This is a genomic window from Desulfotruncus alcoholivorax DSM 16058 (genome assembly GCF_000430885.1).
Taxonomy (GTDB): domain Bacteria; phylum Bacillota; class Desulfotomaculia; order Desulfotomaculales; family Desulfallaceae; genus Desulfotruncus; species Desulfotruncus alcoholivorax.
On the sequence record NZ_AUMW01000039.1, the window covers coordinates 1 to 20,891 of the forward strand.

The following is a 20,891-nucleotide window of genomic DNA, read 5'->3' on the forward strand; positions in this document are numbered from 1 at the left end:
CGGGATTGCCATTCGGCAATTAGGGGTAGCACCTTATCCGTTATTTTGCTGACCATGGTAGGGGATACATCAATACCGTAGATATCCCTCATGTGGTCCTCGATATCACGGGTGGACATACCCTTTGCATACATGGCTATAATTTGGTCTTCAAGCTGGTTGGAGGTCCTTTCATATTTGCCGATAATCCTGGGTTCAAATTCACCGTTACGGTCCCGGGGAATTTCTATTTCTGTCTTGCCGAACTTGGTTTGGATAGTTTTTTTGTTGTAACCGTTACGACTGTTTCCAGTAGTATTATTACCTTCGATGCTGTGTTTTTTATACCCGAGGTGCTCTTCAATTTCAGCCTCGAATATCTGTTGCAAAATGTCCTTGAATAGATTCTTGAGCATCTCATGTACGTCTTCCACACTGTGGCAATCCTTTGCTAATTCCTTGATCGTTTTGTCTTGCATGGCTTGCATAAATGGTCAACTCCTTTAATGGTAGTATTAACCATTTACACGTAATTTAGTATATTCTCGTAATGGAAATTAATAATACTGTAATTGGCTGGCTAAGTTTTTCTCCTTTTTATAACAGGCCGGCGTATGATGCCACTGCCGAGATTAGTATCTATATTGCTGAAGGTTATCGCGGCAGGGGCATCGGTAAAAAATTACTGACAACTGCCATTGAGGAATCCCCAAAACTCGGCATTACTACTTTGTTGGGTTTTGTTTTTGCGCATAATAAACCCAGCATTAATTTATTTACAAAAATGAAGTTTGATCGCTGGGGGTACTTGCCTGGGGTAGCCAGTCTTGATGGTATAGAAAAAGATCTGCTCATCTTGGGGCTTAAAATAAAATAAGTTTGGTAGGCAAGCAATTTTAACGGTTTGTTGGCTTTGCAGTTGACAAGACACCTGTTAAGTCAGATAATTACTTTATTAAATCTGAGAGGGGTGTCCCTGTTGCAGATCATTGAGGTGGATTACATTGTAGTTGGAGCGGGGGTGGCCGGTCTTTCCTGTGCGCTTGAAGCATCCAAAACAGGAACAGTGGCATTACTGACAAAAGACAAGCTGCCTTCGGGAAATACCCCTTTAGCCCAAGGGGGCATTGCTGTAGTACTAAGTGAAAAGGATCAATTTGATTTTCATATTGAGGATACATTGATTGCAGGAGCCGGGGCCTGCAATCGGGTTGCAGTTGAAACACTGGTGAAGGAAGGACAGGCACGCGTGCTTGATCTTTTGGATATGGGTTTCCCTTGCGACAGGGATTTAGACGGAAAACCGCTGTTAAGCAGGGAAGGCGCCCATTCAATGCCACGTGTGATTTCCGCCTGGGGGGATGAAAGCGGTAGAGCTCTGGCGGAAACCCTTGCTATCCAGGTTCACAAACAAAAAAATATTTTTATTAATGAACATACTTTTGCGATTGACCTGATAGTGCAAAATGACAGGTGTGTGGGATTAATTGCATTTGATTTAAAATCTAACAAACCAATTCTATACGCTGCAAGGGCTGTTGTTTTAGCTACCGGTGGCTGCGGTCAGCTATTTGCTCACACGACTAACAATATCCATTGTACCGGAGATGGGTTTGCGCTTGCCTACCGGGCCGGGGCCAAACTTGAAAACATGGAATTCGTACAATTCCACCCAACGGCACTGGATGTCGATGAAAACCCTATGTTTCTTGTTTCCGAAGCTGTAAGAGGTGAAGGGGCTGTCCTTATTAACAATAAAGGTGAGCGTTTTATGGCTTCCTTACACCCGCTGGCGGAGCTGGCTCCAAGGGATATTGTGGCAAGGGGAATTTTTTCTGAAATTAACGCAGGGAACAGGGTTTACCTCGATGCATCACCGATAGGGTCTGAATTTGCGCACAGGTTTCCTTCTATATCCAAAGCGTGCCGGGATCGTGGGTTGCACCCGCCTGGTGATTTAATTCCGGTTGTCCCTGCGGCGCATTTTATTATGGGCGGTGTTAAAACGGATCTTGACGGCCGGACCACTGTAAAAGGCCTTTATGCATGCGGGGAAGTGGCGAGCACGGGGGTGCACGGGGCCAATCGCCTGGCCAGCAATTCCCTTTTGGAGGGGCTGGTCTTTGGTTGCAGGGCAGGGCGTGCAGTGGTTTCGGATAAGGTACTTGCGGGCTTGGGGTCTGGATCATCATTGGCGGTGATTGAAAAAGCTTCTAATTATGTTAACGGGATTGAACTGACAGCCGACAAAAAGCTGCTTTTAGAGAAGTTGCGTAAAATAATGTGGGAGCAAGTTGGCCTTGTACGGACAGGCAAAGGTCTTTCAGAAGCGTTGGCATGCTTTGTTGGCATGGAAAAATCATTGGGGCGGAAAGATTTAATGCTTAAAAACCTAATAACGGTAGCTGGTTTAATTGCCAGGGGTGCCCTTGCCCGTAAGGAAAGCAGGGGTAGCCATTTTAGAACCGATTTTCCGCCTGCACTGAACGACTATGGACATTTACAGCACGTGTGCAGTTTGTAAACAACCTTTTACAATAAAATCATAAATTGGGGACATTCCTCCGACCCCATAGCCCTGACCCTAAAGAGAGGTGTGTCACCTTTCCTTATTAACAAAGAAAGGGTAGATATAATGCTTACATCACTGGATAACATCGTAAAAATAGCACTGGAAGAAGACCTCGGACGGGGTGATGTAACCAGCAACGCCACCATCCCTCCGGAATTAACCGTTGAGGGCTATTTCATTTGCAAATCACCGGGGGTTTTGGCCGGACTTCCTTACGTGCAAACAGCTTTCCGGCTTATTGACCCTCTGGTGCAGTTGGAAGTGTTGTTGGGGGAGGGCGTTTTTGTAGCTAATGGAGATGTTATAGCAAAAGTTGCAGGCAACGCCAGAAGTATTTTAGCCAGTGAACGGGTAGCCCTGAATTTTTTGCAGCACCTGTCGGGTATTGCCACTGTCACAGCCGCTGCCGTAGAGGCTGCAAAACCTTATCATGCTGTAATCACAGATACCCGTAAAACAACTCCGGGTTTGCGTATGGCGGAAAAATACGCTGTGACTGTTGGCGGCGGTAAAAACCATCGTCTCGGTCTGGATGACGGAATATTAATTAAGGATAATCACATTAAAGCCGCCGGCGGGATTAAAAACGCAATTGGTATGGCCAGAAAAAAAGCCGGCCATTTGCTGAAAATTGAAGTTGAAACAGAAACGTTGGATGAGGTAAGGGAAGCTGTTGAATGCGGAGCGGACGTAATTATGCTGGATAATATGAGTTTGGATGAACTTAAAGAATCCGTAAAGCTGGTAGCGGGCCGGGCGTTAACGGAGGCTTCCGGTGGCATAACTCCTGACAGGGTGGCGGACGTTGCCGCAACCGGTGTGGATATCATCTCTCTGGGCTGGATCACTCATTCGGCTCCTCCTTTGGATATAAGTTTGGAATTTAAGTGATTAAATATATTTGATAATTTTTCAGCATCTGTAAATGCTCAGGAGTCGGTAGTCGGAAAGAGAAAACCGGCTTGGGGCATTTACTGATTCCGACTCCTGAATATCTGAATAGCAACTATTTTTGCATAATTAAGTTTAAAGAACACGGGGTGTTAATTATGTTATATACTGAAAAGGAAATAAACCGGTTCTGTTCGGAATTACCTGAGCAAGATATAATTCAAAGGATCTATGAGATTAAAGCACAACTGGGTTCCCGGTTGCTGATACTGGGCCACCATTACCAGCAAGACCGGGTAATCCAATTTGCTGATTTGACGGGAGACTCATTCCTGCTCTCCCGGCAGGCCGCCGAATGCAAAGACGCTCAATATATAGTTTTTTTGGGTGTGCATTTCATGGCTGAAACGGCTGATATATTAACTTCACAGGGGCAAAAAGTCTTTATTCCGGATATCAATGCCGGCTGTATCATGGCCGACATGGCTGAAATATTCCAGGTGCGCAGATGCTGGGAAGCACTCCAAAGGCGTTATCCGGGGGAATTTATTCCAATTACTTATGTGAATTCATCAGCCGAAATCAAAGCATTCTGCGGTGAAAACGGCGGCCTGACCTGCACATCGTCCAGTGCTGACGGGGCCTTCCGCTGGGCGTTGGAGCAAGGGATGAAAGTGTTATTTATTCCGGATGAACACCTTGGCCGCAATACTGCGGTTAAAGCCGGCATTGACCCCGGGGAAATGGCTGTATGGGACCGGCAGCGGAGCATACTGGTTGGACCGGAAAACCCGCGCGTAATTTTATGGAACGGGTACTGCCCGGTGCACCAGGAGTTTAGCCCTGATCGTATCAGTGCCGTAAGGAATAAGTATCCCGGCATACGGGTGGTGGTTCATCCGGAATGCTCGTTTGAAACTGTGCGGGCAGCTGATGAAGCGGGTTCAACTGAGCATATCATCAACTGTGTCAAGACTTCTTCACCCGGATCCGCCTGGGCGGTGGGGACGGAGATCAACCTGGTGCAAAGGCTGTCAGGTGAACATGGCGACAAGAAAATTATTTCTCTTGATGATACGGTTGAACCATGTCCGGATATGCTTAAAATAAACCCGCGCAATCTTTTACGGTGTCTTGAAGGTATACTCAGCGGCGGGATGGAAAACACGGTCACCGTTGGATCTAAAACGGCCGGCTGGGCCAGGGTAGCCCTCCAAAGAATGCTTTCTATAAGGTGATCGGCATGAGCGAAAAACGCAGGGAGAAAATAATTGAGGTTTTAACCGCCGGTGCAGAACCTGTAAGCGGTTCCGCACTGGCCAAACAATTTAAGGTCAGCCGCCAGGTCGTTGTTCAGGACGTGGCTATACTAAGAGCCAAGGGATACGAAATCATGGCCACTCCTCAAGGCTACCTTTTACCGCAGGGAACAGGCGTCCGGGAAAAGGCTGTGCTGGCTGTTAAACATACCCCGTTGGAAACCGAGGCTGAACTAAATACGATGGTGGACTTCGGCCTAAAGGTATTGGATGTGCAGGTGGAGCACCCTCTTTACGGAGAATTAAAGGGGTATTTAATGCTGGAGTCCAGGCAGGACGTAAAGCGCTTTTTAGATCGGGTCAAAGTGGAGGGAGTCTCGCTGCTCTCTTCTTTAACCAACGGTGTTCACCTGCATACGGTTGAATACCGGAGGCGGGAGGATCTTGAAGAGGCCAGGCAGGCATTGCGTAAAAATGGTTTTTTGATTTCCGAATAGTCTTTTTTAAAAGCCTTTGCCGGTTTTATACCAGGCCAAGGCTTTTTACATCAATTTTTAGTCCACAATTTGCCCGGGGGAGGCTAATAACCAATAGCCTCTCTTGGCAATTTGACAATGCACGTAATAGGTGTTACTTTACTTTAAAACCAGCGCAAAGGGTAAAAAAATGTTTAAAAGCGGAAAAATAACCAATTTATTCAGGAGCAAAGAAATTTTAACCATATTAATAAGATATGGTTTTCAAGATTTGCTTGACAAGCTGTCGGTTGATACCAGTTTGCTGTCCAAAAATATCATTAAAATTGAACGGGGGCTGAGTACGCCCGTCAAAGTTAGGAAGGTTCTGGAGGAACTGGGTCCAACTTTTATTAAATTTGGACAACTGGTCAGTATGCGTCCGGATTTAATCCCGGAGGAATACATAAGAGAACTTGAAAAACTACAGGATGAGGTGCCAACTGAAAAGACCGAAACCATCATCGAGATCATTGAAAAAGAGCTGGGGATGAGCACTGCGGAATTATTTGATGATTTTGACCATATACCGATAGCAGCAGGTTCACTTTCCCAGGTACACAGGGCGGTTTTAAGCGAGACCGGGGAACTTGTGGCGGTTAAGGTAAGAAGGCCGGGCATTGGTGAACAGATAAAGACAGACCTGGCCATTTTGGAATGGTTTGCTGAAGCCGCCCAAAAGAATTTTGATGAATTAAAGAACTATAACCTGCCGGAATTCGTGGAGGAACTCCGGCATACGATAATGCGCGAATTGGACTTCGAAAGGGAAGCCCGGAATATGGCCGAGTTCCGCCGGTTTATGTTTGGAAATGACGCTATAACCTCTCCCGGGGTTTTTATGCGTTATACCACCAAAAGAGTTTTAATCATGGAACTGGTGGAGGGAGAAAAGCCAAACCGGATCAAGGCCGGTCCTGAATTAAGACAAAAACTGGCGGGCGTAATGTTAAATACTTATACTGAGATGGTGTTTGAACGAGGGTTTTTTCATGCCGATCCTCATGCCGGCAATGTTTTGGTGGCGAATGGAAAGCTGTACCTGCTGGATTGGGGTATGACCGGGCGGTTAACCCGTAATATGCGTTTAATGTTATTAATGGTTTTGGTTGCAGTTCTGGAAAGTAATGAAGAACGGGTAATAAAATTAACGATAAGAGCTTTTGGGTTAACCGGTGTAAACAACAGGGAGCTTTTGGCAAGGGACGTCCTGGATCTGATTGAAGAATTTAATGGTAGAACGAGTGCAAGCAAAAGTATTGGCCAATTATTAATAAACTTTATAAATTTGTTCCGCCGGTACCAAATAGTTATTCCGCCTCAGTATGTACTTGTTTCCAGGGCCTTGCTTATTGCCGAAGGCCTAAGCCGAATAATATGCCCCGGAATTGATGTTGTGTCTGTAATTGGACCATACGTAAAAAAACAGTACTATAAAACAATTAATCCGGTTTCCAATAGTTTCTGGCTGGAAGAAGTTCAAGATTTAATTTTACTGGGCCATGATGCGCCTGAAAAGGTGGGAAAACTTTTAGACATTCTGGCCGGCGGTGAATTCAAACTGGAACACAAAGGTTTATCTCATTTGAAAAATACCCTGTTGGAAGCATCAAACAAGCTAACCCTGGCAATTATAACAGGAGCATTAATCGTAGGGTCTTCTCTGGTTATCACATCCAGCACCCCCCCGCTTGTTTTCGGCCATTCGGCTATTGGTGTGGCCGGTTATCTGTTTTCCAGCGTGCTGGGAATTGTTCTGGTATTTAATATTTTACGGGGAAAAGGTTGATTATTTTGAGCACAGGTTTAAAGGAACACACGCTACTTGTGTAGAATTTAATGTAACGAAGGGGTGTGAAAATGACGTCTCAAGAACTTGGTGAGATTTTAATTGAGGTTTTTAAAGATTGCTCTTTGGACCAAGTAATAGCTTACCAGGAAAATGACACAATAAATGATTATTTAAAAGATAAACTAAGCCCGGAAAAGTTTGAAGAAGTGAATAAAGCGGATCCATTGATTTGGATAGACGCAATAAGGATATTGTATCTAAGTAGACCACCATACCGCTAATGCGGCACCATCAGAAGGATCAAAAATGGGTTGTCGTAGGGGCGGACGACCCTGTCCGCCCGCCTCTGAGCTTATAAATAATTGCTTATAAAAAATCTCTTCGAGTCCTATTGACCTGCGGTAATAATACCATGGCGATTGGACCGTTAGGGTATTGTTCCGGGAAACCGGCATGCCTCCCATTGTGGAAAGAAGAGTGATTATTGGGTTTATAAATACCCCTGATTGCTCAATTTTCACAATCAGGGGTATTTATATTGCCTCCGAGCCTCGTTGCCTGGAAAGCTTAAAGCATGGCATAGAGGCCGATAGGGTATATTGGGAAACCAGTATGCCTCCCAGTGCGGAAAGGAGGGGAGTGGATCAGGTTAGAGCGTTGTATTGCTAATATCTAGTTTTGCCGTGGTTTTTATGACAAAATATTGGAGTTTTATTAAAAAATCGTACAGGAGGAAAGAATTGATGGTAAAAAGAATATCATTGACAGCGGTGATTCTGGCAGTATTTGCCGCGATGTTACTGGCCGGGTGCGCGAGCAAAAAGCAAACCGGGGAACAAAATAAGCAGGCTGCCGAACCAAAGAACAAGGACATTATATTGGCCACCACCACCAGCACTCAGGATACAGGGCTTCTTGACGCATTGATTCCCATGTTCCAGGAGAAAACCGGCTATACCGTAAAGACCGTTGCTGTTGGAACCGGCCAGGCATTGAAAATGGGAGAAGAGGGAAACGCCGACGTGCTGCTGGTACACGCGCCCGCTTCCGAAAAACCGCTGGTTGACAGCGGTGTGGTGACTGACTATGAACTTGTGATGCATAATGATTTTGTGCTATTGGGTCCTCCAAACGACCCGGCCCAGGTCAAAGGGAATTCCGATATTACAGCTGTATTTAAGAAAATAGCGGAAAAAGGCGCTTTGTTTATTTCCCGTGGTGACGATTCCGGCACCAATAAGAAAGAATTGGATATTTGGAAAGCTGCAAAAGTAGATCCAAAGGGACAGCAATGGTACCAGGAGACCGGTCAGGGCATGGGAGCATCCATCACTGTAGCCAATGAAAAAAAAGCTTACATTTTGAGCGACCGCGGTACATACCTGGCCCAGGCTAACAACATCAACCTGATTATCGTATCGGAGGGAGCGGAATCACTTAAAAACATCTACCACGTTATGGTGGTTAACCCTGAAAAATTCCCTAAAGTTAACGCCGAGGGCGCAAAAGCCTTTGATGAATTTATGATTAACAAGGATACACAGCAGTTCATTAAGAATTTTGGCGTGGATAAATACGGACAGCCGTTGTTTTTCGCGGACAGGCTGGAAGGTTAACCGGTTAAAAGGCCAACCCGCTCATTCCCGGGTTGGCCTTTTTTAAGTAAAATAAGGAGATAGGGATGTTTAAATGATTTCAGTTGAAAACCTGGAGCTGGTTAAAGAAAAACGTACTATACTTCAAATTGAAAAATTTAAGCTTAAACAAGGAAAAACCCAGGCTATTATAGGACCTAACGGGGCAGGTAAAAGCACGTTTCTAAAGGTGATGGCATTACTTGAACAGCCAACTAAAGGTAAAATTTTTTTTACCGGTACGGAGGTAACAAAGAAAAATATGCTTTCCTTCAGGCGTCGGATGGCTGTTGTATTTCAGGAGCCGCTGCTTCTCAATACCACTGTGTTTAATAACGTTGCCCTGGGCTTGAAATTGCGCGGGCTACGCGGTGAAAAGTTGTCTCAACGGGTTGAGCAATGGCTGGAAAGATTGAACATTGGCGACCTGCGGAACCGGAAGCCGGTTTACCTGTCGGGCGGTGAAGCACAGCGGGTCAGCCTCGCCCGGGCATTTGCTCTTGAACCGGAAGTGATATTTCTGGACGAGCCCTTTTCAGCTCTTGATTTTGCAACCAGGATCAGCTTATTGGAAGATCTGGGCCATCTGCTTGCCAATTCAGGAGTTACGGCTATGTTTGTCACCCATGATTTTAATGAAATACCTTACTTGACTGGTGATGTGGTTGTGCTTGACCGTGGTAAATTGATTTTTGACGGACTATTAAAAGAACTATTGGAAGATAAAGTGCAAAATGATACCATCAAACACCTTCTAAGCCCGTTTAAAAAGTTCAATCAAATCAGGTTGTTTTAACTTATAACTGCGGCTGCCGGCGCAGGCCGGTTCCGTTATGATAATGAAATAAGCATTCCAAGTCCTTTAACGCGTGCGCACAGGGTTGCTTGGGGGCCTGGTGCTCGGCGGAATAGTCAAAGGGTCTCAGTCCAAAGAGGGGAATAAAAAGTAAGCAGGGGTATAAACTGAAAGCACAACCTCCGGTGGGAGGTTTTTCTTTTTTAAAGGTTGTCTTGCCAGGTATAATCATTTATTCTTAATGATGGTAGCGTTAAACGGAATAGGGGAGTAAAAAATTTCTAAGAGCTAGGATTAGTTAAAACGGTAGTGGAGAACATACCCATAACTAAAACATTGTCGCATAAAATTATGCAAGGGGGAAGAATGAAATGGATGTTGTTTTAATTAGGGACTTATTCAGGCAAACGGATAAATACATAAATCAATCGATCAAAGTCGGAGGTTGGGTTAGGACCGTCAGGGCATCCAAAGCTTTCGGTTTTATTGAGCTGAATGACGGGACTTTTTTTTCCAGCCTTCAGGTGGTATTTGAAGAGAGTTTGAACAATTTTAAAGATATTGCCAAGTTGATAACCGGTTCAGCTATTATAGTTGAAGGGGTGTTGGTGGAATCACCCGGGGCAAAGCAGCCATTTGAATTAAAGGCCCAAAACATTGTAATAGAAGGATTATCCTCTCAAGATTACCCGCTTCAAAAGAAGCGGCATTCCTTTGAGTTCCTGCGGACAATAGCTCACCTGCGCCCCAGGACAAATACATTTTCCGCTGTTTTCAGAGTCAGGTCCATTGCTGCATATGCTATTCACAAGTTCTTCCAAGAGCGGGGATTTGTTTATGTACATACGCCGGTAATAACGGGCAGCGATGCTGAAGGCGCCGGGGAAATGTTTCGGGTTACCACTCTGGGTTTTGATCAAACTCCCAGAAATGAGCAGGGTAAGGTGGATTTTTCCAAGGATTTCTTTGGCAAAGAAACGAACCTTACGGTGAGCGGGCAATTGAATGTAGAAACCTATTGCATGGCCTTTAATAAGGTGTATACTTTTGGCCCAACTTTCAGGGCGGAAAATTCCAACACGGCCAGACATGCCGCTGAATTTTGGATGATTGAGCCTGAGATTGCCTTTGCAGATTTGGGAGATAACATGAAACTGGCCGAAGAAATGATGAAATACATTATCAGCTATGTAATGGATACCGCACCCGAGGAAATGAACTTTTTTAACAGCTTTATTGACAAGTCGCTTTTTAACCGTCTTGAGAACGTTCTACAATCGGAATTTGGACATATTGCGTATACCGACGCAATTAACGAGCTGAAAAAGTCCGGTGAGAATTTTGATTATCCGGTAAAATGGGGATATGACCTGCAAACCGAACATGAAAGGTATTTATCTGAAAAAATTTTCGGTAAACCGGTGTTCGTCACGGATTATCCCAAGGAAATTAAGGCTTTCTATATGAGAATGAATGAAGATGGCAAAACGGTGGCGGCGATGGATCTTCTGGCCCCGGGAGTAGGTGAAATCATAGGAGGAAGCCAAAGAGAAGAAAGACTTGATTACCTGGAAAAAAGGATGGATGAGCTGGGATTGAACAAAGATGAATACCAGTGGTATCTTGACCTCAGGCGATACGGCGGCACCAGGCACGCCGGGTTTGGTTTGGGGTTCGAAAGGTTGATTATGTATCTAACCGGGATGACTAATATCCGTGATGTGATATCTTTCCCCAGAACACCAAAAAATGCTGAATTTTAATAGCAAAAAACCCCGCGGTAAAATACCGCGGGGTTTTTTGTGGGTAGGAGGTGTATCAGTCTGCCTGGTAATTAATCTAGTAATTAGGACACCAAAGCTGGTAATAACTTTTCGGGTGAGCACAAGCGGGGCATGATTCAGGAGCGTCAGTGCCTTCATGCAGATACCCGCAATTGCGACAAACCCATGTTGTCTTTTCCTTGCGTTGGAAAACCTGGCCCTGTTCAATGTTTTGCATCAGTGCTTTGAAACGTTGTTCATGTCCTTCCTCTGCCGCTGCAATAGCCCTTAAAACTGCGGCTATTTGGGGGAAACCTTCTTCTTCAGCTATTTTAGCAAACTCCGGGTACATGGAGGTATATTCATGATTTTCACCTGCGGCCGCTGCCTTCAGGTTGTCTACTGTTTTACCAATTTGACCGGCGGGGAAAGAAGCTGTAATCTCCAGTTCTTCTCCCTCCAAGAATTTAAACAAACGCTTGGCGTGTTCTTTTTCCTGATCCGCTGTTTCAAGAAATATAGCTGCTATCTGTTCGTAACCTTCTTTTTTTGCAGCGCTGGCAAAATAAGTGTACCGGTTTCTGGCCTGGGATTCTCCCGCAAAAGCTGTAAGGATGTTTTTTTCGGTTTTACTGCCTTTTAAATTCAAAATGACCTCCCCTTTCAAAATTTAATTATTTATTTTAGCATGATAACTGTTAAAAGTTACGCCGGAATTAATCAATTATTAAAAAATTATTAAAAATCTCCCATGTCAAAAAGCAAAGGAATAATAAACTATTTTATCGAATTATGTCAAGTTAAATACGGGAGTGACAAAATGATCTCTAGCGTAAAAAACAGACTTTTAATAATATCGTTTTTAATAAGTTTTATCCCTGTTGCAACACTGGGCTTTCTTTCTTATCGCAACCTTGTTGAAATATTTATCAAGGTTTCCGGTGCTGGTTTACCTGAACCTGGAATTCATGAAACAGTTTATCTTCAACAAAAATGGGAATGATATGACATAAATTTAATTTGGGAGGAGCCCAGTCTTATGGATGTACAAAGAGTTCAACAAATTATCAATTCCCGGGAAACCATTGAAGTACTTCATAATGGCACACCCGTTTGGATTGAGGGCGTAACCCCGGGAAAAAATATCGCTAAGATTAGAAGCCTGCAAGGAAAAGAAGCAACCCGGGAGGTCCCCGTTACAGAGTTAATTGAAGGTTAACGAACGGGTGGGCCCCGCTTGCCTACACCTTTTGCGTTAGTTCTGCTTTAAGTTTACATTTCCCCTGGCCAACGAGGCGAATATTCCTCCAAAGCAAATTACTGTAAAAACAATAAAGGCAATTTGTGATCCCTTGATAAGCAGGTCGGGGGAGGCCATGCTCAATTCTACATTGCCTATATAAATGGCCAGCAATAGAGTAACGATGGCCATACTTGTTGCTTGACCGGTAAGGCGCATAGTTCCCAGTGTTGAAGAAGCCACGCCGTAGAACCTTTTTTCGACAGAACCCATAACCGCATTGCTGTTGGGAGAGGAAAAAAGGGCAAAGCCTGTACCAAGCAGAGCAAGGTTGACCATCAACAGCCAAACAGGCATGTTTTTGTTTATAAAACATAAAATAAACAGTCCAAGGGTTGTGATAGACATGCCCCAGGAAGCCACCACCCTTGGCTCAACACGGTCGGATAGTCTTCCGGTAAAAGGAGACAGTACCGCCATGATTATTGGCTGGGCCAGCAATATTAGCCCCGCCTTTTGAGAATCGTAACCCATAACCACCTGAAGGTGCATTGAAAGTAAAAAGCCAACGGCAAAGGTGGCACTATAGTTAATTAAAGCGGCCAAATTTGAAAAGGCAAAGGTAACGTTTTTACTGAACAGGTTTAAGTTTAATACAGGCTGCTTCACCCTGGTTTCGTGTCTTACAAATACCACCATAATAATAATTCCGGCAACAAGCAAATATTTTGCCCATATAGATTCAGCAATAGATGAAATACCGTACATAAAAGCTACCAGTCCTGCTGCGTACAGAACAGCCCCGGCGGTATCAAATGTTTCTCCCCTGGCTCCGGCCCATTCGCCTTGAAGTTTAAATATTGCCAGCAATAGTGCTAGTAAAGCGATAATGGATGTAAGGTAGAAGATTGATTGCCAGCCAAAGTTATGGTTTAATGAGCCGCCGAGGACCGGTCCCAGTGACAGGCCGACATAAACGGTGGAAACATTGATGCCAAGAACTTTGCCGCGATCCTTGGGAGGAAAAACCGATGTCAATATGGCCATGCCGGTACCGAAAATCATAGCACTGCCGATGCCCTGTAATGTTCTAAACACGATCAGCGCGCCTACTGACCATGACAGGCCACAGAGCAGGGAAGACAAAAGAAAAGAAGCTAAACCCAAAATAAAAATCTTTTTTCTCCCAACTATATCGGCAAGCCTGCCAAAAGGTACAAGAAAGGCTGCAGATGCCAGGATGTAACTGGTAGCCACCCAGCTTAGCAAAAAGGCGCCGGATTTAAACTGATCTCCAATGGAAGGGATGGCTAGATTTATAGCACTGCCCATAAATGGTGTTAAAAAGGATGCGGCGCAGGTTACAAGTAATGTATAATTTTTATGTGCTGTATTTTGATCCGTATTTTGATTCATAAATACCTCCCGGTTTCATTGCAGACTTAAAATTTTAGCGCTTAAAATTGGCTCCCATTTATAATCTCCCCAATTACCTCCTTTCTTGGATTAAAAACCTCGTTTTAAAATTCGTATTTAGAGCCGTCTATTATTTTTTTTAAAATTACGCCCAGGGCAGCTCTTTCTTGCTCCGATAACATTGATGTAACGTCCTTATTTGCTTTAATCGCCAGTTCTTCCAACCTTCCACGTATTGCCAGGGCCTTGGGCGTCAGGTAAATAAGATGCGCCCTTCTATCCATAGGATCCTCTTTTCTTTGGACAAGCTGTTCTTTTTCTAAACGGTCTATTATACCACTTATTGTAGTTCTGTCTTTACGCATTTTTTGGCCCAGCTGAACCTGACTGGCACCGTCGTTATGCCATAGAAAAGCTAGAGTGCCGAATTGGGAAGGCGTTAAATTGTAGTCCTCCAGCAGCTCTTTAAAATATGAGGAAAAAACTTGGTGAGCTTTAGCTACCAAATGCCCCAGACTTTCTTGAACAATAAATGGTTTGTCTATTGCAGCTCCCTCCTGAAAATTTCTTATAATAGTTTATCATATTGCAGATAATCAGTACAATGATGTTTTTTAACGTTTATTTCGTTAATGATGTTATTATGCCTGGTTGGAAAAGACGGTTTAACCGGGTTATAATTATAATGGGGAAATTAAATGAAAAAAACTAACGCGGTGCAAGTGTTGTTGCAAAACTTTAATCATGATTATGGTTATGACTTGGTCGTAACAGATGGTTCGGCGACGGTTCAGGATTATTTGGATGCCTTAAACTATGCCATTGAGAAATATACATTGACCCGCAGCAGAAAAAAAGTTGCATCTTGCCAGGGTTGCGAGCTTTGCTGTGCGGAAAGAGCTCCGCTTACCGCTATTGATTTATCCAATATTAAAGATTACCTTAAAGTGGGTGGAGAGTCACTCCAAAAAACCCTGGACCGGATTAGTTATATTGTGGTCAACGGTCCGGCTGTGGATATCACTCTACGCAGGGGTGAAGATGAACGCTGCATTTTTTTAGACCGTAAAGAAAAGTTATGCTCTATTTATCCCGCCAGGCCATTGGTTTGCCAGACGTTTATATGCTGCCCGTCCTCAGCCAAGGCGGTAAGGTTGAGGGAACTTGTCGTAAATTTCGGTGAAGATGAATTGGTGCGCCAGTGGTTGGCACAAGCATCCGAGAAGGGGGAATCCCCCGGATTTCATGAAGGTTTTAGGCCGAAAATTAACATCAAAGACTGGAAGCCGAATGTTTTTTCCGCCAAAAGTAATTACAAGGAAGTAAAGTTAAAGGAAATTTGCCCGCCCAGCTTATGGAAACAGTTATATAAGAATTGCTAACCAGAAAAAGTATACAATATATTTTCGGGGTTATATTTGTTTTTTTTAACCAGTGGTTTATAATAATATTAGTATAGGGAGCAATGACGTTCCAGACATTCTGCAGGTATGTTCAGAGTGTGGGGGACGTTTTTTTTTGTAACGTTTTAATTAAGTTAAGGAGGTTTCTGTTATGGCTCAGGCTCTGCCCAGTGCAACAAACGCCAAGGTTATTCCTATTACCGCAAATAAAAAATTTAAAAGAGCAGGTAATGTTGATATACTTACTAAAGTTGAACCCGAATGCCGAAGTGAGGATGCTGTCTGCGCTGTTTGCGGCTATGGCTCACACCCCCTGCATAAATGGCATCCGGTGATGAAAACCAGTTGTTGCCCGGTATGTGGAAGTTCAAAAAAAAGATAGCCCGTGGGGGGATCTCTGACCAATTATATGAAAGAAGGACATAAGTTTTAACTATGTAACAATAAAAACCCGTTCCCTGTTTTCAAGGGCTGCGGGTTTTCTATCTGTCATAGCTGCATTTTTTGCTAATAAAACATTATTAATGTTATATATTTTGCAGTTCCATTTTTAATACTCTTTTTAAAATTTTACCGTTGGCCCCTTTAGGTAGTTCCTCCCTGAATTCAATTTGCCTGGGGCATTTGAAATCAGCCAGTTTTTCCCGGCAAAAATTGATTAGTTCCTTGGGAGTGGCCTCAGCTCCCGCTTTTAATACAATAAATGCCTTAGGGACCTCACCGCGCATTTGGTCGGGTATGCCAACCACCGCCGCCTCCATAACCGCCGGGTGTTGGTATAGCACCTCCTCGACCTCGCGGGGGTAGACGTTAAAACCGCCAACAATGATTAAATCTTTCTTCCGGTCAACAATATAAACATAGCCGTCCTCGTCGACCATGCCCAGGTCACCGGTATGGAACCACCCGCCGCGCATACATGCGGCAGTATCATCGGGCCGGTTAAGATAACCTTTCATCACATTATCGCCTTTTACAACTATTTCACCTACGGCGGTAACAGGTAATTCATTATCATTTTCATCTACTATTTTTACTTGAACTCCAGGCAGGGGCGGTCCTACAGACCCGTGCTTGCGCAGTTCCAATCTGTTGACGTAGGAAATCGGCGATGTCTCGGTGGGACCGTTTCCCTCCAGGACGACAATACCGTAACGATCTTCTAAAGTCCGCATCATTTCCAGCGGCATAGCCGCCCCTCCTGAGACAAACATGCGTAAAGAGGCAAAGTCATTCGGGTCGGTATTTTTGGCGGCCTGTAAAATTGCGGCGTAAATAGCGGGAACGGCCGGGAAAATCGTTACCTTATGTTTTTTGATACACTCAACGGTAGATTTAGGCATGAACCGGTCCAAAATAACCACGGATGCCCCGGTACATGCCGGCGCAAGAATACATACCGTACCGGCAAAGGCGTGGTAAAATGGTAGTACTCCCAAATAACGTTCTTTATGATCGACGCCTATGGCCTTGGTAACCATCTCGGTGTCGAAGACCAGGTTTTTGTGGGTCAACATAACCCCTTTGGGTTTTCCCGTAGTGCCTGAAGTGAACAGACAAGCGGAGATGTCTTCAACATCCACCGAAGGGCGGCTCAGGTCTGCGTCGTATGCGAAGAGGCTGCTGTAATTAACTTGTTCGGGGGTTGACTGTTCCCCGATTATTATAACTTTTCGCAAATGGGGCAGGGATCTCTTTATAGAATCGATAAGTGGAGCAAATGGGGCAATAGTGATAATAGCGACTGCCTTGCAGTCCTGGAGAATATATTGTATCTCAGGTCCCTTTAACATCGGGTTGATGGGTACAACCGGCGCACCTATAAAATTAAGTGCAAAGTAGGAAGTTGTAAATTCCAGGTGGTTGGGTAATAAAAGGGCTACATATTCTCCCTGTTTGATATCAAGGTCTTTAAGCCCTGCTGCCAGGCGCCCAATTTTCTCTGCCAAGTCTTTGTAACTAAGCTCATCGTCCTGAAAGATTACGGCTGTTTTGTCCGGATACTGCTCCAAACTTCGCAAGATAAAATCGCAAACCAACATTTTGGTTCCCTCCGGTAGCATATATTATGTATTCATCAAGAAACTATGAAAAAATTCTTTGTAATATTGACGAAATCCTTCAATGATAACCACATTTAGTGTTTTAGTTAAAGAATTCAATGCCTTATAATGTGTTATGAGATCAGTATTATATAAATTTAAGATATGGAAATATCCGGATCAAACCTGCCCGCCAAAGGGTAGCAAGGAGGCAATTTATATCATGATTATAAAAGGTTTGGTTGACAGTCACACCCATGCCGGCATGATCCCTTATGACGGTTTCGTTGCTATGGCGGCAAACGGTATCACTAAGGCAGTAAGCTGTTCTATTGTTATCTCTGCCCGGCATGCTGAAAGCTATTTTGATCATTTTAGAGCGATCAGCGGCTTTTACCGCCAGGTTGCGGCGTCGGTAGGCGTTGACCTTTACACAGCGGTTGGCGTACACCCGGTGGGTATACCCGAAGATTGGACAAGGGTTATCGATAAACTGCCGGAATTATTAAACGAAGAGACAGTTGTGGGAATTGGGGAAGTCGGCATGAATAATGCTTCCCCGGTGGAAAAAGAGGTTTTTAAAGCTCAATTGGAAGTGGCCAGGGACAACAATGTCCCGGTTATTATTCATACTCCCAAAGAGAACAGGCAGGCTATCGTAGGCATAATGCTTGATATGGCGGCAGGTGTAGGAATTAACCCCGGGCTGCTGGTGGTTGACCATGCGCACCTTGATATCATAGGCCAGATTAAAGAATTTGGAGCTATTCCCGGCTTAACCATCAGGAAACAAAACCTTACCCCCGATGTGCTTGTCGATAACCTGGAGCTATTTAAAAACGGCATGCTTAACAGTGATTACAGCAATATTATGCTCAATGATCCGGTTGGGATGATTGAAGCGGTTAAGTATATGCGGCAGGAAAATGTAGATGAAAACATTATCAATGAGATGGCTGGCGGCAGGGCGTCAAAATTATACGGTATAAAATAAAGGTTTAAATCTGATCACCGTTCATTTGCAGGTATCTGGTTTACGGACTAGAATATATAGAAATGTTACGTTACACTTTGGGTTTTTAACGGGGGACAGCTAAAATGGACCATAAATCCACCCTAATTAAGTTAAAAGAAAACGAGCGGGAAGTAAGGAGAAATTTAATTATTGATGCGTCCGTCAGGCTTTTTGCCCGCAAGTCGTTCAACCAGGTAAGCATGCGTGATATTGCCGCCGAGGCGGGGATATCGCCGGCCTCCATCTACCGCTATTTTACAGATCGCGATGAGTTATTCGTCGAAGCGCTGCACCGGGAAGGAAAAGTTATTGGCAAGAACCTGGAAAAACTGCTTGAAGAGAACAAAAACGCTTCCTTGGAAAAACTGGCCTGTGATTTCGTGGAATACTTAATAGACCATGACACCTTTTTCCAAATGATGACGCACTTTATGATAGACGGGGGAATCAATGAAAAGTCGTTGGAAAGGTTCAATGCCACAGAACGCTATCTGCTCGATATTTTTGATGAAAGCTTTGCTAAGATAGGCGTTAAAGAAAATGTGCGTCTTTTTTCGCATGCCTTTTTTGCATCTTTAAACGGTATAGTGATCACTTTTAGGAATTATCCCGGCCGAAACGAAAAGGAGATAAGAAAGCACATGCTCCGGCTGGCCTCCATTACGGCGGGAGTATTTGAGAAGGGAGCCGCCAAGCTATAGCGGTTGAAGACTATTGGTGAATGCCAGTACTCCGATTTTTTCCCGTTCCGTAAAGTCAAGGGTGTAAAAAGGGCCAGTTCTTTCATGCATTTGATTTTGTTCATTTATTGCATCACCCGTTTAGAAGCTGTTCCAGCAGCCTGCGCAAATGCTCCAAGTCTACCGGTATAATTTCCACAGGCACCTGGGCGTAATCATAAAATTCAAGCAGTTCTTCTTCACTGATAGGTACTATTCCCGTATCCAACAGCAAAATACGATCATAATAACCAAAATTCTGCCGAGCATCAACCGCGTCCCACTTCATCCCTTCAATAAATATTTGACGCCAGTTCTCCAGCCACCCGCCGGTTAAATAAAAAGTTTTGGCTTCGGCATCCAACTCCGCCATTTTGTCCCCCAGGAGCATTTCGATACAACTCTTGGCTTGTATGACCCGCCCGCCGTATTCAGCAACTAGTTGCTCCAACTCCGGGTGGCACTGACACCCCATAACTACTGGGATATAACCGTTTCCCATGCCGCTCAGTCCTGCAGTTACGGCTTGGGCCAGCTTATCAAAATCCACGTGTAAAGCTGCATCCACATAAGTAATATTAAAATTTCGGTCTCCTAACAAGTGTTCCAACTCATGACGCAGGATACCGCAGCATAATAGTTTTTTTTCGGACAAGACCGGCTCACCTCCCGTATATTTATATTAGCATAAAAATAAACAACCTATTTTGCAGTAAAATAGTTTACACGAATAATAAGTGTTTTCCGTTATTATCAAAAAGTACGGCGAAATTAAATTTATCTTGGTTGTTTAGCTTTCTTTACAAAATTATAATATAAGCATAATAATGCTAATAAATATCCTATCTGTAAATAAATTTACGATGGATCGGAGAGGCCACCAGTGGAAAAACGTTGTCTTTGTTTAAAGTTTAATCATGGTGTAAAATATTTTACAGCTTCTCCTTCTTATAGATGATATCATCTGGTTAATTCTATAAAAGGAGGTTTTCACATCATGGGAAGTAGCTGTTGTGGCTGTAATGCGGTATTGACGCCTGAAATTAAGGAGGTAATCACCCAATCTGCTTTTATACCTGTAACCACCCTGTCCGGGGATGGGCAGCCTCATCTAATCGTGGTGGGCAAGGTAAAAGAAATCCGTGGTGATAATACACTGGTTCTGGGAGTTTATAAAATGGAAAAAACACGCCAAAACCTGACGGAAACAGGGGTCATGCAGGTGGCTGCAGTATCGGGGAAAAAAGGTTACCGTTTCAGCGGCCAAGCCCGCTCTGAAGGTGATGAAGTAATTTTTACCGTGGAAAAGATTGCAGCTTTGTTATAGGAAATTTAACAGTCGCTTAAATAAACCCATTACTTTGGAGGAATAGAATTCGTGACTATCACGATGCTATTCCTCTTATTTTAACTAAATATGTGTCGGTAGTCTAATTGGAATAATATGTAAAATAGTATTCAGATTGTTCCACGTCTAGCTGATCAGGGAATATACTTGGCTTCCGAATCGACATTTTACAGAGTGCTAAAAAAAATACCATGCAACACCGTCGTGGAAGAGAAGCTAAATTACGGCACCCAGAGAGATGGTCAGGCCCAACCAGAGATTGGTCATTAGATGAGATTGTTTGGCTTAATCCTGAACATGTTAAAGAACCGGCATCTAAGGAAAAGTGTTTTGCTTAATTTAATGACATATACCCCGGTAAATAAAATCATAGGCGGTCTCCAAAGGGAGGGGAGATATATGGTCTTAAGAACAAGCAGCCGCCGCTTGCGGTCGAGCGAAGCGAGAGTCTTGACCCATGTGCTAGACTTAATAGACCCGACCGTATACCCAATTTATTCATTGGCG

General features: G+C 44.0%; 23 protein-coding genes, 1 pseudogene and 2 riboswitches. Of the genes and pseudogenes, 18 read left to right on the forward strand and 6 right to left on the reverse strand.

The features are described from left to right. Positions 1-467 (reverse strand): IS256 family transposase (locus tag H569_RS0115720; protein WP_027365777.1); only part of this gene is annotated, 467 nt, incomplete at its 3' end. A 62-nt stretch (positions 468-529) separates the two neighbouring features. On the opposite strand from H569_RS0115720, the gene H569_RS20635 reads away from it, so the two are divergent. The 10 genes from H569_RS20635 to asnS all read left to right on the forward strand — a co-directional run bounded on the left by H569_RS20635 (position 530) and on the right by asnS (position 11,201). Further along, on the forward strand, positions 530-856 hold the full coding sequence (locus H569_RS20635; protein ID WP_051273701.1) for a GNAT family N-acetyltransferase: 327 nt from the start codon (positions 530-532) through the stop codon (positions 854-856). A gap of 102 nt (positions 857-958) precedes the next feature. Continuing rightward, positions 959-2,503, forward strand: coding sequence for an L-aspartate oxidase (locus H569_RS20640; RefSeq protein WP_051273702.1), 1,545 nt, complete (start codon positions 959-961; stop codon positions 2,501-2,503). A 111-nt stretch (positions 2,504-2,614) separates the two neighbouring features. Next, on the forward strand, positions 2,615-3,442 hold the full coding sequence (gene nadC / locus H569_RS0115735; RefSeq protein WP_027365778.1) for a carboxylating nicotinate-nucleotide diphosphorylase: 828 nt from the start codon (positions 2,615-2,617) through the stop codon (positions 3,440-3,442). 158 nt (positions 3,443-3,600) lie between these two features. Next, on the forward strand, positions 3,601-4,680 hold the full coding sequence (nadA, locus tag H569_RS0115740) for a quinolinate synthase NadA (protein ID WP_027365779.1): 1,080 nt from the start codon (positions 3,601-3,603) through the stop codon (positions 4,678-4,680). Positions 4,681-4,685: 5 nt separating this feature from the next. Then, positions 4,686-5,198 (forward strand): transcription repressor NadR, encoded by a 513-nt coding sequence (locus H569_RS0115745; protein WP_034630977.1) that lies wholly within the window; start codon positions 4,686-4,688, stop codon positions 5,196-5,198. Between the two features lie 169 nt (positions 5,199-5,367). Continuing rightward, on the forward strand, positions 5,368-7,005 hold the full coding sequence (locus H569_RS0115750; RefSeq protein ID WP_027365781.1) for an ABC1 kinase family protein: 1,638 nt from the start codon (positions 5,368-5,370) through the stop codon (positions 7,003-7,005). Between the two features lie 71 nt (positions 7,006-7,076). Further along, positions 7,077-7,289, forward strand: a complete 213-nt coding sequence (locus H569_RS0115755) for a hypothetical protein (protein ID WP_027365782.1) — start codon at positions 7,077-7,079, stop codon at positions 7,287-7,289. Positions 7,290-7,375: 86 nt separating this feature from the next. Further along, a riboswitch (molybdenum cofactor riboswitch) is annotated at positions 7,376-7,500 on the forward strand. 38 nt (positions 7,501-7,538) lie between these two features. After that, a riboswitch (molybdenum cofactor riboswitch) is annotated at positions 7,539-7,659 on the forward strand. Positions 7,660-7,751: 92 nt separating this feature from the next. Further along, positions 7,752-8,624, forward strand: coding sequence for a substrate-binding domain-containing protein (locus tag H569_RS0115765; RefSeq protein WP_027365784.1), 873 nt, complete (start codon positions 7,752-7,754; stop codon positions 8,622-8,624). A gap of 73 nt (positions 8,625-8,697) precedes the next feature. Beyond that, positions 8,698-9,438 (forward strand): energy-coupling factor ABC transporter ATP-binding protein, encoded by a 741-nt coding sequence (locus H569_RS0115770; RefSeq protein ID WP_027365785.1) that lies wholly within the window; start codon positions 8,698-8,700, stop codon positions 9,436-9,438. 371 nt (positions 9,439-9,809) lie between these two features. Further along, positions 9,810-11,201: an asparagine--tRNA ligase gene (asnS, locus tag H569_RS0115780; protein ID WP_027365787.1), complete on the forward strand. Its 1,392-nt coding sequence runs from the start codon at positions 9,810-9,812 to the stop codon at positions 11,199-11,201. Between the two features lie 76 nt (positions 11,202-11,277). On the opposite strand, the gene rbr is transcribed toward asnS, so the two are convergent. Further along, a complete protein-coding gene (gene rbr, locus H569_RS0115785) occupies positions 11,278-11,850 on the reverse strand; it encodes a rubrerythrin (protein ID WP_269464938.1) in 573 nt (190 codons plus the stop codon). Between the two features lie 171 nt (positions 11,851-12,021). On the opposite strand from rbr, the gene H569_RS0115790 reads away from it, so the two are divergent. Beyond that, complete coding sequence (locus tag H569_RS0115790) at positions 12,022-12,204, forward strand: hypothetical protein (protein WP_027365789.1); 183 nt, start codon at positions 12,022-12,024, stop codon at positions 12,202-12,204. Positions 12,205-12,240: 36 nt separating this feature from the next. Then, positions 12,241-12,420, forward strand: coding sequence for an H-type small acid-soluble spore protein (locus H569_RS0115795; protein WP_027365790.1), 180 nt, complete (start codon positions 12,241-12,243; stop codon positions 12,418-12,420). Positions 12,421-12,456: 36 nt separating this feature from the next. On the opposite strand, the gene H569_RS0115800 is transcribed toward H569_RS0115795, so the two are convergent. Together H569_RS0115800 and H569_RS20645 are read right to left on the reverse strand one after the other, a co-directional pair. Further along, complete coding sequence (locus tag H569_RS0115800) at positions 12,457-13,857, reverse strand: MFS transporter (RefSeq protein WP_027365791.1); 1,401 nt, start codon at positions 13,855-13,857, stop codon at positions 12,457-12,459. Between the two features lie 104 nt (positions 13,858-13,961). Beyond that, positions 13,962-14,363 (reverse strand): MarR family winged helix-turn-helix transcriptional regulator, encoded by a 402-nt coding sequence (locus H569_RS20645; protein WP_238492583.1) that lies wholly within the window; start codon positions 14,361-14,363, stop codon positions 13,962-13,964. A gap of 192 nt (positions 14,364-14,555) precedes the next feature. On the opposite strand from H569_RS20645, the gene H569_RS0115815 reads away from it, so the two are divergent. Both H569_RS0115815 and H569_RS0115820 read left to right on the forward strand, forming a co-directional pair. Further along, positions 14,556-15,239, forward strand: coding sequence for a YkgJ family cysteine cluster protein (locus H569_RS0115815; RefSeq protein ID WP_034630983.1), 684 nt, complete (start codon positions 14,556-14,558; stop codon positions 15,237-15,239). Positions 15,240-15,411: 172 nt separating this feature from the next. Then, complete coding sequence (locus H569_RS0115820; RefSeq protein ID WP_027365793.1) at positions 15,412-15,642, forward strand: hypothetical protein; 231 nt, start codon at positions 15,412-15,414, stop codon at positions 15,640-15,642. Between the two features lie 145 nt (positions 15,643-15,787). Here the strand turns inward: H569_RS0115820 and H569_RS0115825 are convergent, their stop codons facing one another. Beyond that, positions 15,788-17,302 carry a long-chain-fatty-acid--CoA ligase gene (locus H569_RS0115825; RefSeq protein ID WP_027365794.1) on the reverse strand — a complete coding sequence of 505 codons (1,515 nt, stop codon included), beginning with the start codon at positions 17,300-17,302 and terminating at the stop codon, positions 15,788-15,790. A 223-nt stretch (positions 17,303-17,525) separates the two neighbouring features. Here H569_RS0115825 and H569_RS0115830 point away from each other — a divergent pair, with 223 nt between their 5' ends. Together H569_RS0115830 and H569_RS0115835 are read left to right on the forward strand one after the other, a co-directional pair. After that, positions 17,526-18,296 carry a TatD family hydrolase gene (locus H569_RS0115830; protein ID WP_238492584.1) on the forward strand — a complete coding sequence of 257 codons (771 nt, stop codon included), beginning with the start codon at positions 17,526-17,528 and terminating at the stop codon, positions 18,294-18,296. 104 nt (positions 18,297-18,400) lie between these two features. Further along, positions 18,401-19,018, forward strand: coding sequence for a TetR/AcrR family transcriptional regulator (locus tag H569_RS0115835; protein ID WP_027365796.1), 618 nt, complete (start codon positions 18,401-18,403; stop codon positions 19,016-19,018). A 112-nt stretch (positions 19,019-19,130) separates the two neighbouring features. Here the strand turns inward: H569_RS0115835 and H569_RS0115840 are convergent, their stop codons facing one another. Further along, positions 19,131-19,691, reverse strand: a complete 561-nt coding sequence (locus tag H569_RS0115840; protein ID WP_027365797.1) for a DUF1638 domain-containing protein — start codon at positions 19,689-19,691, stop codon at positions 19,131-19,133. A 342-nt stretch (positions 19,692-20,033) separates the two neighbouring features. Between H569_RS0115840 and H569_RS0115845 the strand changes: the two genes are divergently transcribed. Both H569_RS0115845 and H569_RS23695 read left to right on the forward strand, forming a co-directional pair. Continuing rightward, the gene (locus H569_RS0115845) at positions 20,034-20,363 is read left to right on the forward strand and encodes a pyridoxamine 5'-phosphate oxidase family protein (RefSeq protein WP_027365798.1); all 330 of its coding nucleotides are present in this window, start codon (positions 20,034-20,036) and stop codon (positions 20,361-20,363) included. Between the two features lie 132 nt (positions 20,364-20,495). Then, a pseudogene (locus H569_RS23695) lies at positions 20,496-20,722 on the forward strand (hypothetical protein); the annotation flags it as partial. Positions 20,723-20,891 lie beyond the last annotated feature (169 nt).

Bases quoted from the DNA above. Each gene is read 5' to 3' on its own strand.
- H569_RS0115770 (WP_027365785.1), top strand. From the start codon at position 8,698: ATGATTTCAGTTGAAAACCTGGAGCTGGTTAAAGAAAAACGTACTATA.
- H569_RS0115800 (WP_027365791.1), bottom strand. From the start codon at position 13,857: ATGAATCAAAATACGGATCAAAATACAGCACATAAAAATTATACATTA.
- H569_RS0115745 (WP_034630977.1), top strand. From the start codon at position 4,686: ATGAGCGAAAAACGCAGGGAGAAAATAATTGAGGTTTTAACCGCCGGT.
- H569_RS0115835 (WP_027365796.1), top strand. From the start codon at position 18,401: ATGGACCATAAATCCACCCTAATTAAGTTAAAAGAAAACGAGCGGGAA.
- H569_RS0115815 (WP_034630983.1), top strand. From the start codon at position 14,556: ATGAAAAAAACTAACGCGGTGCAAGTGTTGTTGCAAAACTTTAATCAT.
- H569_RS0115790 (WP_027365789.1), top strand. From the start codon at position 12,022: ATGATCTCTAGCGTAAAAAACAGACTTTTAATAATATCGTTTTTAATA.
- nadC (WP_027365778.1), top strand. From the start codon at position 2,615: ATGCTTACATCACTGGATAACATCGTAAAAATAGCACTGGAAGAAGAC.
- H569_RS0115795 (WP_027365790.1), top strand. From the start codon at position 12,241: ATGGATGTACAAAGAGTTCAACAAATTATCAATTCCCGGGAAACCATT.
- H569_RS0115845 (WP_027365798.1), top strand. From the start codon at position 20,034: ATGGGAAGTAGCTGTTGTGGCTGTAATGCGGTATTGACGCCTGAAATT.
- nadA (WP_027365779.1), top strand. From the start codon at position 3,601: ATGTTATATACTGAAAAGGAAATAAACCGGTTCTGTTCGGAATTACCT.
- H569_RS0115765 (WP_027365784.1), top strand. From the start codon at position 7,752: ATGGTAAAAAGAATATCATTGACAGCGGTGATTCTGGCAGTATTTGCC.
- H569_RS0115830 (WP_238492584.1), top strand. From the start codon at position 17,526: ATGATTATAAAAGGTTTGGTTGACAGTCACACCCATGCCGGCATGATC.
- H569_RS0115820 (WP_027365793.1), top strand. From the start codon at position 15,412: ATGGCTCAGGCTCTGCCCAGTGCAACAAACGCCAAGGTTATTCCTATT.
- H569_RS20635 (WP_051273701.1), top strand. From the start codon at position 530: ATGGAAATTAATAATACTGTAATTGGCTGGCTAAGTTTTTCTCCTTTT.
- H569_RS0115750 (WP_027365781.1), top strand. From the start codon at position 5,368: ATGTTTAAAAGCGGAAAAATAACCAATTTATTCAGGAGCAAAGAAATT.
- H569_RS0115825 (WP_027365794.1), bottom strand. From the start codon at position 17,302: ATGTTGGTTTGCGATTTTATCTTGCGAAGTTTGGAGCAGTATCCGGAC.
- asnS (WP_027365787.1), top strand. From the start codon at position 9,810: ATGGATGTTGTTTTAATTAGGGACTTATTCAGGCAAACGGATAAATAC.
- H569_RS0115755 (WP_027365782.1), top strand. From the start codon at position 7,077: ATGACGTCTCAAGAACTTGGTGAGATTTTAATTGAGGTTTTTAAAGAT.